Annotated in this window: 14 protein-coding genes; 8 read left to right on the top strand and 6 right to left on the bottom strand. The window is 66.2% G+C overall.

Translation table 11 applies throughout. From position 1 onward, the window contains the following. The first annotated feature begins 70 nt into the window (after positions 1 to 70). The gene (locus tag VD964_RS12405; protein ID WP_324868895.1) at positions 71 to 925 is read left to right on the top strand and encodes a hypothetical protein; all 855 of its coding nucleotides are present in this window, start codon (positions 71 to 73) and stop codon (positions 923 to 925) included. A 22-nt stretch (positions 926 to 947) separates the two neighbouring features. Here the strand turns inward: VD964_RS12405 and VD964_RS12400 are convergent, their stop codons facing one another. The 4 genes from VD964_RS12400 to VD964_RS12385 form a co-directional block, all read right to left on the bottom strand. Next, positions 948 to 2501 (bottom strand): SpoVR family protein, encoded by a 1554-nt coding sequence (locus VD964_RS12400; RefSeq protein ID WP_324868894.1) that lies wholly within the window; start codon positions 2499 to 2501, stop codon positions 948 to 950. 65 nt (positions 2502 to 2566) lie between these two features. Continuing rightward, positions 2567 to 3859: a YeaH/YhbH family protein gene (locus VD964_RS12395; protein ID WP_149228036.1), complete on the bottom strand. Its 1293-nt coding sequence runs from the start codon at positions 3857 to 3859 to the stop codon at positions 2567 to 2569. A 144-nt stretch (positions 3860 to 4003) separates the two neighbouring features. After that, positions 4004 to 5950, bottom strand: coding sequence for a PrkA family serine protein kinase (locus VD964_RS12390; RefSeq protein WP_324868919.1), 1947 nt, complete (start codon positions 5948 to 5950; stop codon positions 4004 to 4006). 920 nt (positions 5951 to 6870) lie between these two features. Further along, positions 6871 to 7314 (bottom strand): response regulator, encoded by a 444-nt coding sequence (locus tag VD964_RS12385; protein WP_324868893.1) that lies wholly within the window; start codon positions 7312 to 7314, stop codon positions 6871 to 6873. Between the two features lie 173 nt (positions 7315 to 7487). Here VD964_RS12385 and VD964_RS12380 point away from each other — a divergent pair, with 173 nt between their 5' ends. Next, positions 7488 to 8354: an NUDIX hydrolase gene (locus VD964_RS12380; RefSeq protein ID WP_324868892.1), complete on the top strand. Its 867-nt coding sequence runs from the start codon at positions 7488 to 7490 to the stop codon at positions 8352 to 8354. A 277-nt stretch (positions 8355 to 8631) separates the two neighbouring features. Here VD964_RS12380 and VD964_RS12375 read toward each other — a convergent pair whose 3' ends face one another. Continuing rightward, on the bottom strand, positions 8632 to 9171 hold the full coding sequence (locus VD964_RS12375) for a cytochrome c family protein (RefSeq protein ID WP_324868891.1): 540 nt from the start codon (positions 9169 to 9171) through the stop codon (positions 8632 to 8634). 313 nt (positions 9172 to 9484) lie between these two features. On the opposite strand from VD964_RS12375, the gene VD964_RS12370 reads away from it, so the two are divergent. The 4 genes from VD964_RS12370 (at position 9485) to VD964_RS12355 (ending at position 12021) form a co-directional block, all read left to right on the top strand. Then, a complete protein-coding gene (locus tag VD964_RS12370) occupies positions 9485 to 10258 on the top strand; it encodes a 3-deoxy-manno-octulosonate cytidylyltransferase (RefSeq protein WP_324868890.1) in 774 nt (257 codons plus the stop codon). 32 nt (positions 10259 to 10290) lie between these two features. Further along, positions 10291 to 11157 (top strand): prephenate dehydratase, encoded by an 867-nt coding sequence (locus VD964_RS12365; RefSeq protein ID WP_310117455.1) that lies wholly within the window; start codon positions 10291 to 10293, stop codon positions 11155 to 11157. A gap of 240 nt (positions 11158 to 11397) precedes the next feature. After that, positions 11398 to 11706, top strand: a complete 309-nt coding sequence (locus VD964_RS12360; RefSeq protein ID WP_324868889.1) for a hypothetical protein — start codon at positions 11398 to 11400, stop codon at positions 11704 to 11706. A gap of 111 nt (positions 11707 to 11817) precedes the next feature. Then, positions 11818 to 12021, top strand: coding sequence for a hypothetical protein (locus VD964_RS12355; protein ID WP_324868888.1), 204 nt, complete (start codon positions 11818 to 11820; stop codon positions 12019 to 12021). 4 nt (positions 12022 to 12025) lie between these two features. On the opposite strand, the gene nudC is transcribed toward VD964_RS12355, so the two are convergent. Beyond that, positions 12026 to 12934: an NAD(+) diphosphatase gene (gene nudC, locus VD964_RS12350; protein WP_324868887.1), complete on the bottom strand. Its 909-nt coding sequence runs from the start codon at positions 12932 to 12934 to the stop codon at positions 12026 to 12028. Positions 12935 to 13121: 187 nt separating this feature from the next. Between nudC and hisN the strand changes: the two genes are divergently transcribed. Next, positions 13122 to 13904, top strand: coding sequence for a histidinol-phosphatase (gene hisN / locus VD964_RS12345; protein ID WP_324868886.1), 783 nt, complete (start codon positions 13122 to 13124; stop codon positions 13902 to 13904). A 34-nt stretch (positions 13905 to 13938) separates the two neighbouring features. Further along, positions 13939 to 14439, top strand: a complete 501-nt coding sequence (locus tag VD964_RS12340; RefSeq protein WP_324868885.1) for a hypothetical protein — start codon at positions 13939 to 13941, stop codon at positions 14437 to 14439. Positions 14440 to 14451: the final 12 nt, after the last annotated feature.

The following is a 14451-nucleotide window of genomic DNA, read 5'->3' as shown; positions in this document are numbered from 1 at the left end:
GAACTGCCGGCTGTCGCCTGCCGGTCACCTGCGCTATCCTTGAGCGACAGCCCCTGTGGAGGGCCGGGCCATGCCCGTGATGGATGCCGACCAGCGCCGTAAACTGGAAGACCAACTGCTCCGCAAGGCGGAGGAGTCGATCCGGAGCCTGCGCCGGGAGGCGGAAACCGGCGACCCCCCCCCCCGCGTCGACTCGCTTGCCGAAGGTCTGGCCGGGCTGCTGAAGACCCGCGAATTCCCAAGCCTGCGCGCCGCCGAGTTCCGCGAACTGGCCCGCGCCATCCAGCGTGGCGCCTATCAGCGCAGCGTCGATTCGCTGCTGGTCCAGGCCGAGCGCTGCGGCCATCGCGGCGACGAGAAGGGACGCAACGCCCTGCTGACCCGGGCCAAGGACCATTTCGCCAAAGCGCTGCGCTTCGGCGCCGACGACGAGTTCCGCCACGGTGTCGAACGGCGCGTGCAGGCGACGCTGATGACCAGCAAGGACGGAGTGGACGACCGCACCAAGCAGGCGGCCAAGCGCAAGCTGGACCAGCATGACGTCGGCGCCAAACCTCCGAACGGCATCGAACGCCGCCGCGCCATCCGCTACATGGACCCCGTCCTGGTGGTGGAAGCGGAGGGCCGGCGCTGCCGGACGATCAACTGGTCGACCCGCGGCCTGCTGGTCGATCTGCCGCCGGAGGACTTCGCCCACGCCGTCGGCGACAAGATGCGGCTGGAGCTGCATTGTCCGGACATACCCCAAGCCGGTGGCCCGGAAACCGCCGGCCACCCGGTCGGCGGCCGCCAGATCGCCCATGTGGTGCGGCTGGATCCCGACCGCCGGGCGGTTGCCCTGTCCTTTCCCGACATCAGCACCGTTGTGCTGGACCTGACGCACGCGATGAAGGAGGCCGGCATCAAACCCGAACCGGAACGATGAGAGACCTCCTTCTCGTCTCCGGTTACACCACGCCGATTCCGCTCGGCGCGGTGACGGCATGCTCCTTCAGGATTGCCTCGGAGATGGCCGACACCTCGATCAGCTGCACCTCGTAGCCCCAGAGGTTGGCGATGTGGCGCAGCACTGCCTTGGCGTCGCTCTCGTCCAGCAGCACGCCGTTGGTGACGCGGTGCTGCAGGATCAGCTTGCGGTCGCCGGCAAGGTCGACGTCGACGATCTGGATGTCCGGCTCCAGATAGCCAAGGTCGTATTGGCGGGCCAGCTTCTTGCGGATGTCGCGGTAACCACGTTCGTTGTGGATGTGATCGACCAGCAGATAGGGGTCTTCCGCGTCGTCGCGCACGCTGAACAGCTTCAGCTTCCGCATCAGGTGCGGGCTGAGATACTGCAGGACGAAGCTCTCGTCGCGGAAGTTGGCCCAGGCCTCGCGCACCGCCGCCATGCCGTCGCCGCGCCCGGCGAGGTCGGGGAACCACTGGCGGTCCTCGTCCGTCGGCTTTTCGGCGATGCGGGCGATGTCCTGCATCATCGCGAATCCCAGCGCATAGGGGTTCAGGCCGGAGAAGCGCTTGTCGTCGAATTCCGGCTGGAACACCACCGAGGTGTGGGAGTGCAGGAACTCCAGGAAGGCGCCTTCGCTGATCTGTCCGGTCTCGTGCAGGCGGCTCATGATCTGGTAATGGACGTAGGTGGCGCAGCCCTCGTTCATCACCTTGGTCTGTTTCTGCGGATAGAAATACTGTGAGATATGGCGGACGATGCGCAGAAGCTCGCGCTGCCAATGCTCCAGCCGCGGCGCCTTCTTCTCCAGGAAATAGAGGATGTTCTCTTCCGGCAATCCCAGCAGCTTCTTGCGCTCTGACACCGATTTGCTGGGCCGCTGGCCGGCGGCCGGCTTCGGCACCGTACGCCACAGATCGTTGAAGGTCTGGTCCTGGTATTCCTGCCGCTCGCGCTCGCGCCGCTGCTCGGTCCGCAGGTCGGAGCGCTTCTTCGGGTATTTGTGCACGCCCTGGCTCATCAGCGCGTGGGCGGCGTCCAGCACCCGCTCCACCGCGGCATGGCCGTAGCGTTCCTCGCAATGCGAGATGTAGGTCTTGGCGAATTCCAGATAGTCCAGGATGCCCTGGGCATCGGTCCATTGCTGGAACAGCTGGTTGTTCTTGAAGAAATGGTTGTGGCCGAACGCGGCGTGGGCGATCACCAGCGTCTGCATCGTCATGGTGTTCTCTTCCATGATGTAGCTGATGCAGGGGCTGGAGTTGATGACGATCTCGTAGGCCAGGCCGCGGTAGCCCTTGCGGTACATCATCTCGTCGCGGGCGAAATGCTTGCCGAAGGACCAGTGCTTGTACATCAGCGGCATGCCGATGGACGAATAGGCGTCGAGCATCTGCTCGGCGGTGATGACCTCGATCTGGTTGGGATAGACGTCGAGGCCCATCTCCTTCAGCGCGATATGCTCGATGGCGTCGTAGACGCGCTTGATCTTATCGTAATCCCACTCGACGCCGTCATACAGCAGCGCGTCGGGCCTGGTGATCACAGCGGTCATTCTCGATCTCCCCCTACCGCCCCGGCCCCCGATATGGGATGGGGCGGTGATTTCCTTATGACCCCTTACGCCCCTGCCTTCTCGCGGGCGAACAGCTCGCGGAAGACCGGGAAGATCTCCCGGCGGGAGCGGACGCGGCGCATGGCCAGCGGGCGTTCCGGGCTCTGCACCTGCTTGTAGGTGCGCCACAGCTCGGTCTCGCGGCCCAATGCCGACAGGCCCATGTTGTGTTCCGCCGCCACCTCGATGTAGGCGAAATACTGGCACATCGGCAGGATGACGTCGCGCAGCAGGGTCGCCGACTTGGCGTTGTCCGACGACATGTTGTCGCCGTCCGACGCCTGGGCGGCGTAGATGTTCCATTCGCTGTCCGGGTAGCGCTCCTGCACCACCTTCTGCATCTCCTCCAGCGCGGTCGACACCACGGTGCCGCCGGTCTCGGTGGAGTAGAAGAAGGTTTCCTCGTCCACCTCCTTGGCCTCGTGGGTGTGCCGGATGAAGACGATGTCGACCGACCGGTAGCGCCGCCGCAGGAACAGGTACAGCAGCATGAAGAAGCGCTTGGCCAGATCCTTCATGTGCTCGGTCATCGAACCCGACACGTCCATCAGGCAGAACATCACGGCCTGGGCGATCGGCTTCGGCACCGATTCGAACCGGTTGTAGCGGACGTCGATCGGGTCGATGAATGGAATGCGGCGGGAGCGCAGGACGATGTGTTCCAGCTGTTCGCGCAACGCCTGGATCTGCTCGGCATCCTCGCCGGCCTCCTCGGCCTCGCGCAGCATCTCCTCCAGTTCGCGGATCTCGTCGCGCTTCGGGCGCTTCAGCGCGATGCGGCGCGACAGGCTGTTCCGCATGGTGCGGACGAGGTTCAGGTTGGCGGGCGACCCCGACACCGAATAGCCGGCCCGCGTCAGCGAGTGCGATTCAGATTGCTTGACCTTCTGCTTCACCAGATCGGGAAGCTCCAGATCCTCCAGGAAGATATCCAGGAACTCGTCGCGCGACAGGACGAAGCGGAACTCGTCCTCGCCCTCGCCGTCGGCGCTGCCCTCGCTGCCGCGGCCGCCACCGCCGCCGTCCGGGCGCTGGATGGTGTCGCCTTCCACATATTCCTTGTTGCCGGGCACGACATAGTCGCGCACCCCGCCCTGGCTGGCGCGGTGGAAGGACGGCTCCCGCACCCCGCCGGCGGCGATCGTCACCTTCTCGCCGTTCTCGATATCCTGGATGCCCCGTTTGCCGGAGGCGTCGCGGACCGCCTTGACCACCTGCTCCTTGGCACGGCGCAGGAAGCGCTGGCGGTTGGCCAGGCTCTTGCCCTGCGGGTTCAGGCGACGGTCGATGATGTTCATCAAGGGGCTGGCCCTCCCACCCGTTTCGTCACGCGGCCTTCAGACTTCGACAGCACTCTATGACAGTGGGGTTGCCGCGGGGCGTTGCAACACCCTGCCCCGCGGCAATTAAGCCCCTCGGTCCATTGCCTCAGCCGACTGGCTTCAGCCCGCCTGCTTCACCCGCATGTACCACTCGACCAGCCGGCGAACCTGCCGCTCGGTGTAGCCGCGCGTCATCATGCGCGAGACGAACTCGGTGTGCTTCTTCTCGGTCTCGCCGTCCTTCTTCGAGCCGAAACTGATCACCGGCAGCAGATCCTCGACCTGGCTGAACATCCGCTTCTCGATGACCTCGCGGATCTTCTCGTAGGAGGTCCAGGACGGGTTGCGGCCGGAATTCGCCGCCCGCGCGCGCAGGGCAAATTTGACCACCTCGTTGCGGAAGTCCTTCGGGTTGGCGATGCCCGCCGGCTTCTCGATCTTGGTCAGCTCCTGGTTCAGCAGTTCGCGGTTCATCAGCTGGCCGGTGTCGGGATCCTTGAAGTCCTGATCTTCGATCCAGGCATCGGCATAGTCGACATAGCGGTCGAACAGGTTCTGGCCGTAGTCGGAGTAGGATTCCAGATAGGCCTTCTGGATCTCGTTGCCGATGAACTCGGCATAGCGCGGGGCGAGTTCGGCCTTGATGAACTCGACGTACTTCTTCTCAGTCTCCTCCGGGAACTGTTCGCGCCGGATCGCCTGTTCCAGCACATACATCAGATGCACCGGATCGGCCGAGATCTCGGTCGAGTCGTAGTTGAAGGTCGAGGCGAGCACCTTGAAGGCGAAGCGGGTGGAGATGCCGCCCATGCCCTCGTCGACGCCGCCCTGGTCCTTGTACTCCTGCATCGACTTGGCCTTGGGATCGGTCTCCTTGACGCTTTCGCCGTCATAGACCCGCATCTTGCTGTAGACGCTGCTGTTCGGATGCTCGCGCAGGCGCGACAGCACCGAGAAGCGGGCCAGCATCTCCAGCGTCGCCGGCGCGCAGGGTGCCGTCGCCAGATCGGAGGTATTGACCAGCTTCTCGTAGATCTTCTGCTCCTCCGCCACCCGCAGGCAGTAGGGGACCTTGATCACGCAGATGCGGTCGATGAAGGCTTCGTTGTTCTTGTTGTTCTTGAAGGTCTGCCACTCCGCCTCGTTGGAGTGGGCCAGGATCACGCCCTGGAAGGGGATGGCGCCGATGTTCTCGGACCCGACATAGTTGCCCTCCTGCGTCGCGGTCAGCAGGGGGTGCAGCATCTTGATCGGGGCCTTGAACATCTCGACGAATTCCAGCATGCCCTGGGTCGCCCGGTTCAGGCCGCCGGAGAAGCTGTAGGCGTCGGGATCGTTCTGGCTGTAGATCTCCAACTTGCGGATGTCGACCTTGCCGACCAGGGACGAGATGTCCTGGTTGTTCTCGTCGCCCGGCTCGGTCTTGGTCACGCCGATCTGGCGCAGCTTGCTGGGGTGAAGCTTCACCACCTTGAAGCGGTTGATGTCGCCGCCGAACTCGTCGAGGCGCTTGACCGCCCAGGGGCTCATCAGCCCGGTCAAGCGGCGCTTGGGAATGCCGAAGCGTTCCTCAAGCTCGTCGCCGATCTCGTCCGGGTTGAACAGGCCGAGCGGGCTTTCGAAGATCGGGCTGATCTCCTTGCCGGCCTTCAGGACGTAGATCGGGCACTTCTCCACCAGCGACTTCAGCCGCTCGGCGAGAGAGGATTTGCCGCCGCCGACCGGACCCAGCAGGTAGAGGATCTGCTTGCGCTCCTCCAACCCCTGCGCCGCGTGCCGGAAGAAGCCGACGATCCGTTCGATCGTCTCCTCCATGCCGTAGAACTCGGAGAAGGCGGGATAGACCTTGATGGTCCGGTTCATGAAGATGCGGCCCAGGCGCGGGTCGCGGGCGGTGTCGACCACCTCCGGTTCGCCGATGGCGGCCAGGATCCGTTCGGAGGCCGAGGCGTAGGACATGGGGTCGTCGCGGCACAGCTGGAGATAGTCCATCAGGGACATCTCGGTCTCGCGGCGGGTCTCGTAATTCTGCGTGTAGCGCGTGAACAGTTCGTCGGCCGGGAACATTCGTCGCTCCGTCTTATCTGGTCCGATGCGCCGGGGCACCGCCGGTGGCTGCGGCGGCAGGCCGCGGCGCATGCCGCGATCCATGGGGCACTCCAGGGAAGAAGCGGACCGCGCGGGGTCCGCAGCCTCCCCGCTCAGCGGTAGAAGCCAGCGGTCTGGTGTAAGGAACGGTCCTGTGAAGGCCGGGAGCCGTCCGTCCTGCGACGCGGCAACCCCCGAACGAGTCATTTTTGAATGTAATGCTCCACCTAGAGCTTTCCAGGCACTCAGGCTCCATAGCCGGAAAGCCCGCTGTGGAGCCGGCCTCTGCCATAGGACCTAGGTCCCACGGCCAGTGTTGGTGCGGCGAGCGCACCTGCTCAACCAGCGCGCGCATTGACGGCGCGCGCGGAAGGTTCGGCGCAAGAAGAAAGACAGTATCGGAGAGAGACGGCGTGAAACCGGCGGCAATCGTCGTTGCCCGTCCAGTCGGGGAGAGTAGCCCTTCGAGATTCGACCCGTTGCGGTTCGATCGGGCGCTCTTGATCACGCCATCGGCCTCCTCAGGAAAGCGCGCCGCCTCGACCAAGCACGGCGCAGGGACTTACCGTCGATGCTGAGCTCCAAACCTTAACAAAATCCCGCAAGGGGAATTGCGGTCGGCCTCATCGCATGGCCGGGGCTCCGCAACACCTCTTAGAGATCATGTTGCGTCCCAATCGTCCCCATCAACAAGGCGGAAATTGGGTGATGATGGGGCACCCATTGGGCGCGGTGGAAGGTTACCGTTCGATTGCCGAACTATTTCAAGCACTTGGCAGGCATGCCACAGAATGGGAAATTTTTAGGCATGGCCGGCGCCGGCCATGGACTGCCGCCGAAGCGGGCAATCGCAGGTCGTAAAGCGGACTTTCGGACAATAGCCGTCAGGCGGGCAACCGTCAGACCGGCAGCGCCGCTCTCATCCCATCGGACAGCGCGACGCGCAGGCTGGCCGGGGTGACCGGTTTGGCCAGGACCAGCGCGGCGCCGCTGGCGCGGGCCGCCGCTTCGCGGTCGCAGTCGACGCGGCCGCTCATGAAGACGACCGGCAGGGAACGGCTGCGGGACTCGGGGCTGGCGCGCAGCGCACGGACGAAGCCGAAGCCGTCCATCGGCTGCATCTCCACATCGCACAGCACCAGATCGGGGGCATGGGCGGCCACGGCGGCCAGCGCCGATTCGCCGTCGGCGGCCTGATGCACCGCCCGGACGCCCAGGGTGCCGAGCATCTTTGCCAGCACCATGCGGGTGAAGGATTCGTCTTCGACCACCAGGACGGACAGGGCGCCGAAGGGCGTCTCCGTCTCCTGCGCAGCCGCGCCCTCAGCCGATCGGTCCGCCACCACGCCCCGCCCTTTCGCTGCGCGACCGCCCGGCGGCCGGCGCCGGGAGTCATTTCGTCTCTGAACCTGTGTACGATGGCAACCAGAGCGGCGCAAGATGTCCGAATCACGGAGCACGGAGTGCCCAGGATGAGCGGTTGCGCCGCCGCCCGAGCCCGATTTAGATGGAAACCATGAGCTTCCTCGATCACATCCGCGCGTGCAACGCGCACGACCTGTCCGGCTTCCGCCCCTTCGAGCTGGACGGCCATACCGTGGGCTGGGTGCGTCATGCCCTGGCCGAAGCGTTGCCGGACGTCGATCCCGGCTTCGTCGTCACCCCCGACCGGCTGAGCATCGCCCCGGAGATCCGGGATTTCGAGGCGCGCTCGACCCTGCTCGACCATGCCGCCGCCTATCTGGTCGAACAGGGAGCGGTGAAGGCGCTGCGCGGGGAGTACTACCCGGTCCTGCCGCGCTGGGGGGCGGAACCGCTGGCCCGTCTCGACCGCGCCGCCGTCGGGGCCTTCGGCATCGAGGCCTATGGCCTGCACATCAACGGCTTCGTCCGCGATGAGGCCGCTGGCAATGGAGCCGGCGGGCTGCTGCTGTGGGTCGGCCGCCGCGCCCGCGACCGGGAGGTGGCGCCGGGCCAGCTCGACAACCTGATCGCCGGCGGCCAGCCGATCGGCCTGACGCTGGCCGAAAACCTGGAGAAGGAGGCGGCGGAGGAGGCCGGGCTCGATGCGGAGACCGCGCGGCGCGCCGTGCCGGTCGGCGCCATCAGCTACACGATGGAAACTCCGGCCGGGCTGAAGCGCGACCGCCTGTTCGTCTACGACCTGGAGCTTCCGCCCGGCCTGACCCCGGTCAACACCGACGGCGAGGTGGAGGTCTTCGAACTCTGGCCGCTGGACAAGGTGGCGGAGTCGGTGCGCGGTACCGGCGACTGGAAGTTCAACGTCAACCTCGTGGTGACCGACTTCCTGATCCGCCACGGCTGGCTGACCCCGGAGAACGACCCCGACTATCTGGAGATCGCCTGCGGCCTGCGCCGATAGGCGGAACGGCCCTGTCGGCAATTGTCCGATACCATCCCGTAACCGACGCCTTCCCGAATCCGTCGTCATCCCCGCGAAGGCGGGGATCCAGGAAGCTCCGCCGTTCAGCAGCCGGGTCGGCTGGATTCCCGCCTTCGCGGGAATGACGGTCGAAGAGGAAAGTCGTCGGCTTCCGATGGACTTCGGCGCCCTCGGTTCCACCGCAGCCCAAACAAAAGGCCCCGCCCTCCTGCGAGAGCGGGGCCTTTCTCATGTGCACTTGCCTTGCCCCAGGCCCTTACTGCGGCAGCGGCTGCGGGCTGTCGGCCAGCGAGCGCAGATAGGCGATGACGGCGGCGCGGTCGTCGTCCTTCTTCAGGCCGGCGAAGGTCATCTTGGTCCCGGGGGCATAGCCCTTCGGGTCGTAGAGGAACTTGTTCAGCTCGTCATAGGTCCAGCTGCCGCCGGTCTTCACCAGGGCGTCGGAATAGCTGAAGCCCTGGATGTGGCCCTTCGGACCGCCAAGGATGCCGTACAGGTTCGGGCCGACCTTGTTCGCGCCGCCCTTGTCGAAGCTGTGGCAGGCGGCGCAGGCCTTGGCGACCTTCTGGCCGTTCTCCGGGCTTGCGGCGGCGAGCAGGGGGGCGATCGGCGCCGGGCCGGTGGGAGCGGCACCCTTGTCGCCGGCAGGTGCGGCCCCCTCGGGAGTCGCGACGACGTAGACACTCTTTTCCAGCGGCTTCGAATGAACCAGCACCTTGGACGCGAATCCGGCCAGCATCGCGATCAGCCCGGCCAGCAGCACGGCGCCGAAAATCTTGTTCCACTCCATGCTCATTGATGAGCCCCTTTTTTCCCTAATTTCAGTGCACTCGGCGTTTCTCCCGCCCGCGGCTGAACGCGCCGCGGTCACCATAGCCCGCGGTCCAAAGCTTGTCATAGCCCGGCGGACCGCGAAAAAAGGTCGCATACAAATTTGTCGCAGTCACCAACCTCTTAATTTACTTGCGCATTACGCTGCATCGCAAAACGCCCCCCTTTCGGGTCATACCGGCACTTGACGCCGCACCGGCGCCCGTGTTTCACCCGCGGCACACCCCTCCGGCCCGCCCTTGCGGACCCGATGCCCTTTCCTCCGGAGCTTCCGCGCCATGCCGACCGCCTCCAGCCCCACCCGTCCCGCCAACCCGATCGTGGTGATCCCGGCGCGCATGGCCTCCACCCGGCTGCCGGGCAAGCCGCTGGCCGACATCCTGGGCGCGCCGATGATCGTCCATGTGCTGCGCCGCGCGATGGAGGCGGCGATCGGCCCGGTGGTGGTCGCCTGCGCCGAGCCGGAGATCGCCCGTGCGGTCGACGCTGCCGGCGGCACCGCGGTGCTGACGCGTCCCGACCATCCCTCGGGCTCCGACCGCATCTTCGAGGCGCTGCGGCTGATCGACCCGGAAGGGCGGCACGACGCGGTGGTCAACGTACAGGGCGACCTGCCGACCATCGAACCGGAGAGCGTGCGCGCCGTGTTCGCGCCGCTGGCCGACCCCGCGGTCGACATCGCCACCCTGGTCGTGGAGATCACGCGGGAGGAGGAACGGACCGATCCCAACGTGGTGAAGGCCGTGCTGGAGCTGCCGGCGGGATCCCGGCAGGGACGCGCGCTCTATTTCACCCGCGCCACCGCGCCGACCGGCGACGGGCCGCTCTACCACCACATCGGTCTCTACGCCTATCGCCGGGCGGCGCTCGAGCGTTTCGTGTCGCTGCCGCCTTCGGTGCTGGAACAGCGGGAGCGGCTGGAGCAGTTGCGCGCGCTGGCCGACGGCATGCGGATCGACGCGGCGGTCGTTGACGCGGTTCCGCTGGGTGTCGATACTCCCGCCGACCTGGAGCGCGCCTGCGCCCTCCTGTCCGCCCGCCAGGGCGGCTGACGCCTTCACGATCCGCCGGGGGAACTCCGTCCATGCCCACGTCCAACATCATCGCCTTCCAGGGCTTCCCCGGCGCCTATTCCGACCTGGCTTGCCGCAACGCGCGGCCGACCATGACGACGATGCCCTGCGCGACCTTCGAGGACGCCTTCGCCGCGGTGCGCGAGGGGCGGGCATCGCTGGCGATGATTCCGGTGGAGAACTCGATCGCCGGCCGCGTCGCCGACAACCACTATCTGCTGCCGGAAGGCGGCCTGCACATCATCGGCGAGCATTTCCAGCGGGTGAACCACCAATTGCTGGCGCCGAAGGGCGCCACGCTGGACAGCATCAAGACGGTGCGCAGCCACATCCAGGCCCTGTCGCAGTGCCAGACCGCCATCCGCAGCCTGGGCCTGCAGGCGATCAACCACGCCGACACCGCCGGTGCGGCGCGGGAAATCGCCGCGATGAACGACCCGCGCCATGCCGCCATCGCCTCCTCGCTGGCGGCGGAGATCTATGGGCTGGACATCCTGAAGAGCGGGATCGAGGACGCCACCCACAACACCACCCGCTTCCTGATCCTGGCGCGCGAGCCGAAGCTGCCGGCGTTGGGGTCCTGCAAGACGATCACCACCTTCGTCTTCCGCGTCCGCAGTGTGCCGGCCGCGCTGTACAAGGCGATGGGCGGCTTCGCCACCAATGGCATCAACATGACCAAGCTGGAAAGCTACATGGTCGGCGGCCACTTCACACAGACGCAGTTCTACGCCGACGTGGAAGGCCATCCGGACGAGCGTCCGCTGCGCCTCGCCCTGGAGGAACTGGACTTCTTCGCCCGCGAGGTGAAGATCCTCGGCGTCTACCCGGCCAATCCCTTCCGCTATCAGGAAAGCCAGCGCGTCGGCGAGGACTGATCCCCTCCCGCAATGCCGCAAGTCTTTTCGCACCCGCGGCCAAGTCGCGCGTCATTCCGCCGCAGCGACGCGACTTAGCCATGGCCGCACCCGGCGGGTGCTGGGCAAGATTAGCGGAAGTTGTTATACAATGAAGACCGGCAAGCACCGGCTTCATATGCTTACAAATACAACAAAACACCACGGCGGCTGACGGGTGAAACCCCGCCGACGGCCATGGCGCCACGGATGGAGGTTGCCATGCTCACGATGGACGATTGTTTGGGCCTCGCGAACCTGGAGGCGGAGGAGGTGGCACAGATTGCCGCCCACGAACATCTCCCCTTCATGACCGCCCTGGAAAAGGGCGCCTCTCTTCTGGTTGAGCCCTGGGGCGACGCAGCCGTCCGCCAGATGGTGTGGGACAACCTGTGCAGCGCCGACCGCCGCCATGCGGCAGAGGCGGCGTCGCTGATGGCGCTCTACAACGACACCTGCACCCGCCACCCCAACCCCTTCGACCGCCGCACTTCCCCGGTGCGCGCCGCAGGACCGCAGCGGCGGCATTGATGAGGGGACCCCAGCGAATGATGGAACCGCGACCATTCGACCGTTGAACGAACGGACGGCACCAATCATCTTATACTCTGTTCTGATGGCAAGGGACCGGAGTTACGCCTCATGACCACGATGCAGAGCGAAGTCTATGAGGCGTTCCGGTCCATCGATGTGCCGGAGGACAAAGCCGTGAAAGCAGCCGCAGCCCTCAGCAAACGGGACGACGATGTCGGCGGGCTGAAGTCCGACATGAACCTCATGAAGTGGATGCTTGGCTTCGTCCTTGCCTTTCAGATCGGCATCTTCGTGAAGCTGTTCATCCACTGATCCCTCACCCCTCCGCCATCCATTCCCGGATCAGGCGGTGGGCGATCGAGTCGGGACGGGCGAGGCGGAAGGTTTCGTCCGGCGTGTGGGTGCGCAGGAACTCGCGGTCGAACCAGCGGGCGCTTTCCAGCTCGTCGTTGCCGGTGTCGATGTCGAGGTTGGTGGCCCGCGCGGTGAAGCCCAGCATCAGCGACGATGGAAAGGGCCAGGGCTGCGACGAGCGGTATTGGATGTCGGTCACGGTCAGCCCGACCTCCTCGAACACCTCGCGGGCGACGGTGTCCTCCAGGCTTTCGCCCGGCTCGACGAAACCGGCCAGCACCGAATGCATGCCGGGCGGGAAGCGGCTCTGGCGGCCCAGCACGACCCGGTCGCCGCCGTCATGGACCAGCATGATCACGGCCGGGTCGGTGCGCGGGAAATGGTGGGTGGCGCAGTCGGGGTTGGTGCAGAGCCGAACATGGCCGCCCTCCGCCGAGGCGGCCGGAGACCCGCAGACCCCGCAGAAACGGTGGCGGGCGTTCCACCACACCATGCCGCGGGCGTAGGCGCACAGAGCCGCCTCACCCTCCGGCATCAGCGGGCCGGCGGCGCGCAGATCCTCGAAGCGGCCGAGGCCTTTCAGCGCGGGCAGAGCGTCCGGTTCCTCCACGATCGACAGGTCGACGGCGAAGAGCGGAGCGCCATCCTCCATCAGGCCGAGGAAGATCGGCACCGCGTCCAGCCCCTCGGCAGGCAGCAGCACGGCGCGCGGCGCATCGTCCGGGCCGGCGACGAAGCTCTTGGTCTGCCAGACCGGCAGGACGCGGGATGCGGGAGCGAGCCAGGCCTCCGTCAGCCAATCCTCGTCCTTGCGGCGGAGGGAGGCGCGGTCGATCGGCGTGGCGGCGTAGATGTTGGGTCGGTTGGTCATGGCCGATGGAGGCTGCCACAAGCCGTGACGGGCGGAAAGCCCCGCCTTAAGGCCAGTTGCCCCCAGACCGGTCGTTCTGCGGCGGTTCCGCCCCCGGCAGCGTGGACGGGGCGCTTTCGGGTTTCCGGGGCGGGCCCACGCCGTTAGGATGCGGCACTCATACCGACAGCAGCTTCAAGGAGCGACCATGACCGAACCCTGCCCCGCCCCGATGGTGGCGCTCGCCCAGCGGTTGGCCGACTCCAGCGGCAGCGTGGTCCGCCGCTATTTCCGCACCCCCGTCGCCATCGACGACAAGGCCGACGCCTCGCCGGTTACCATCGCCGACCGCGAGGCGGAGCATGTCATCCGCACCATCATCGAAAGCCAGCGCCCCGACGACGGCATCTATGGCGAGGAGCACGGCACCAAGAACCTGGACGCCGAATGGGTGTGGGTGATCGACCCCATCGACGGCACCAAGTCCTTCATCACCGGCCGGCCCATCTTCGGCACGCTGATCGCCCTGCTGCACCGTGGCCGTCCGGTGATGGGCATCATCGACCAGCCCATCGTCGGTGACCGCTGGATCGGCGTCGAAGGCCGGCCGACCACCCACAACGGCCAGCCGGTGCGCGTGCGCCCCTGCCCCGGCGGTCTGGGTGCGGCCATGTTCGGCACCACCTCCCCCGACCTGTTCCCCGGCAGCGATTACGAGGCCTACCGCCGTGTCGCGGCCAAGGTGAAGACCGCCTCCTATGGCGGCGACTGCTACACCTACGGCCTGCTGGCGTCGGGCTATTACGACCTCGTCGTCGAATCGGGGCTGAAGCTCTACGACTTCGCGGCGCTGGTGCCGGTGGTGACCGGGGCCGGCGGGCTGATGACGGATTGGGAGGGCAAGCCGCTCGACGCCAACTCCAGCGGGCGGGTGATCGCCGCCGGCGACCCGCAGACCCACCAGGACGCCATGAAGGTTCTGGCTGGCTGATCCTTCGCTGTTAAACGTCTGTTTGGAATTCGAAATGACCACCATCGCCCCGCCCACCCGTTCCGTCTTCGAAACGTCGCCTGAAAAGCTGCGGCCATTCCTGGAGGGATTGGCGGCGCGGGTGTCGGGCGGGTCGAACTGGCTGGTGCGCAAGAAGACCGTCTGCGACCTGCTGCTGGGACTAGACGCCTTCTTCGCCCTGCCCGCAGCGGAACGGCAGGCCCTGATGAGCGACGAGGCCACCCCGGCGGAGAGCATGGACGCGGACGGCGGTCCGGAGGATTTCCGCAAGGTCCTGCCGCTCTATGTCGGGGCGATCCTGGAACGGCTGAAGGAGACGGCCATTGCGTCTCCGGAACAGGCCGCCATCTACCTGCTGTCCATCCATCCCGAACATCAGGCGGCGGCGGAGGGCTGGATGCTGGCCGACCCGCGCAACGGGAAGTCGGTGCGCAAGCTGATGCGGACCGACCGCCGCTATCGCCAGTTGATGGACCGCATGGCCGACCATTGGCGGACCGCACGAAGCAGCTGAGTCTGGAGCGGA

The sequence above is a fragment of the Azospirillum sp. genome (assembly GCF_035628975.1).
GTDB lineage: Bacteria > Pseudomonadota > Alphaproteobacteria > Azospirillales > Azospirillaceae > Azospirillum.
Note: the sequence above shows the minus strand (reverse complement) of the source record. Positions and strands in the feature narration are given on the sequence as shown.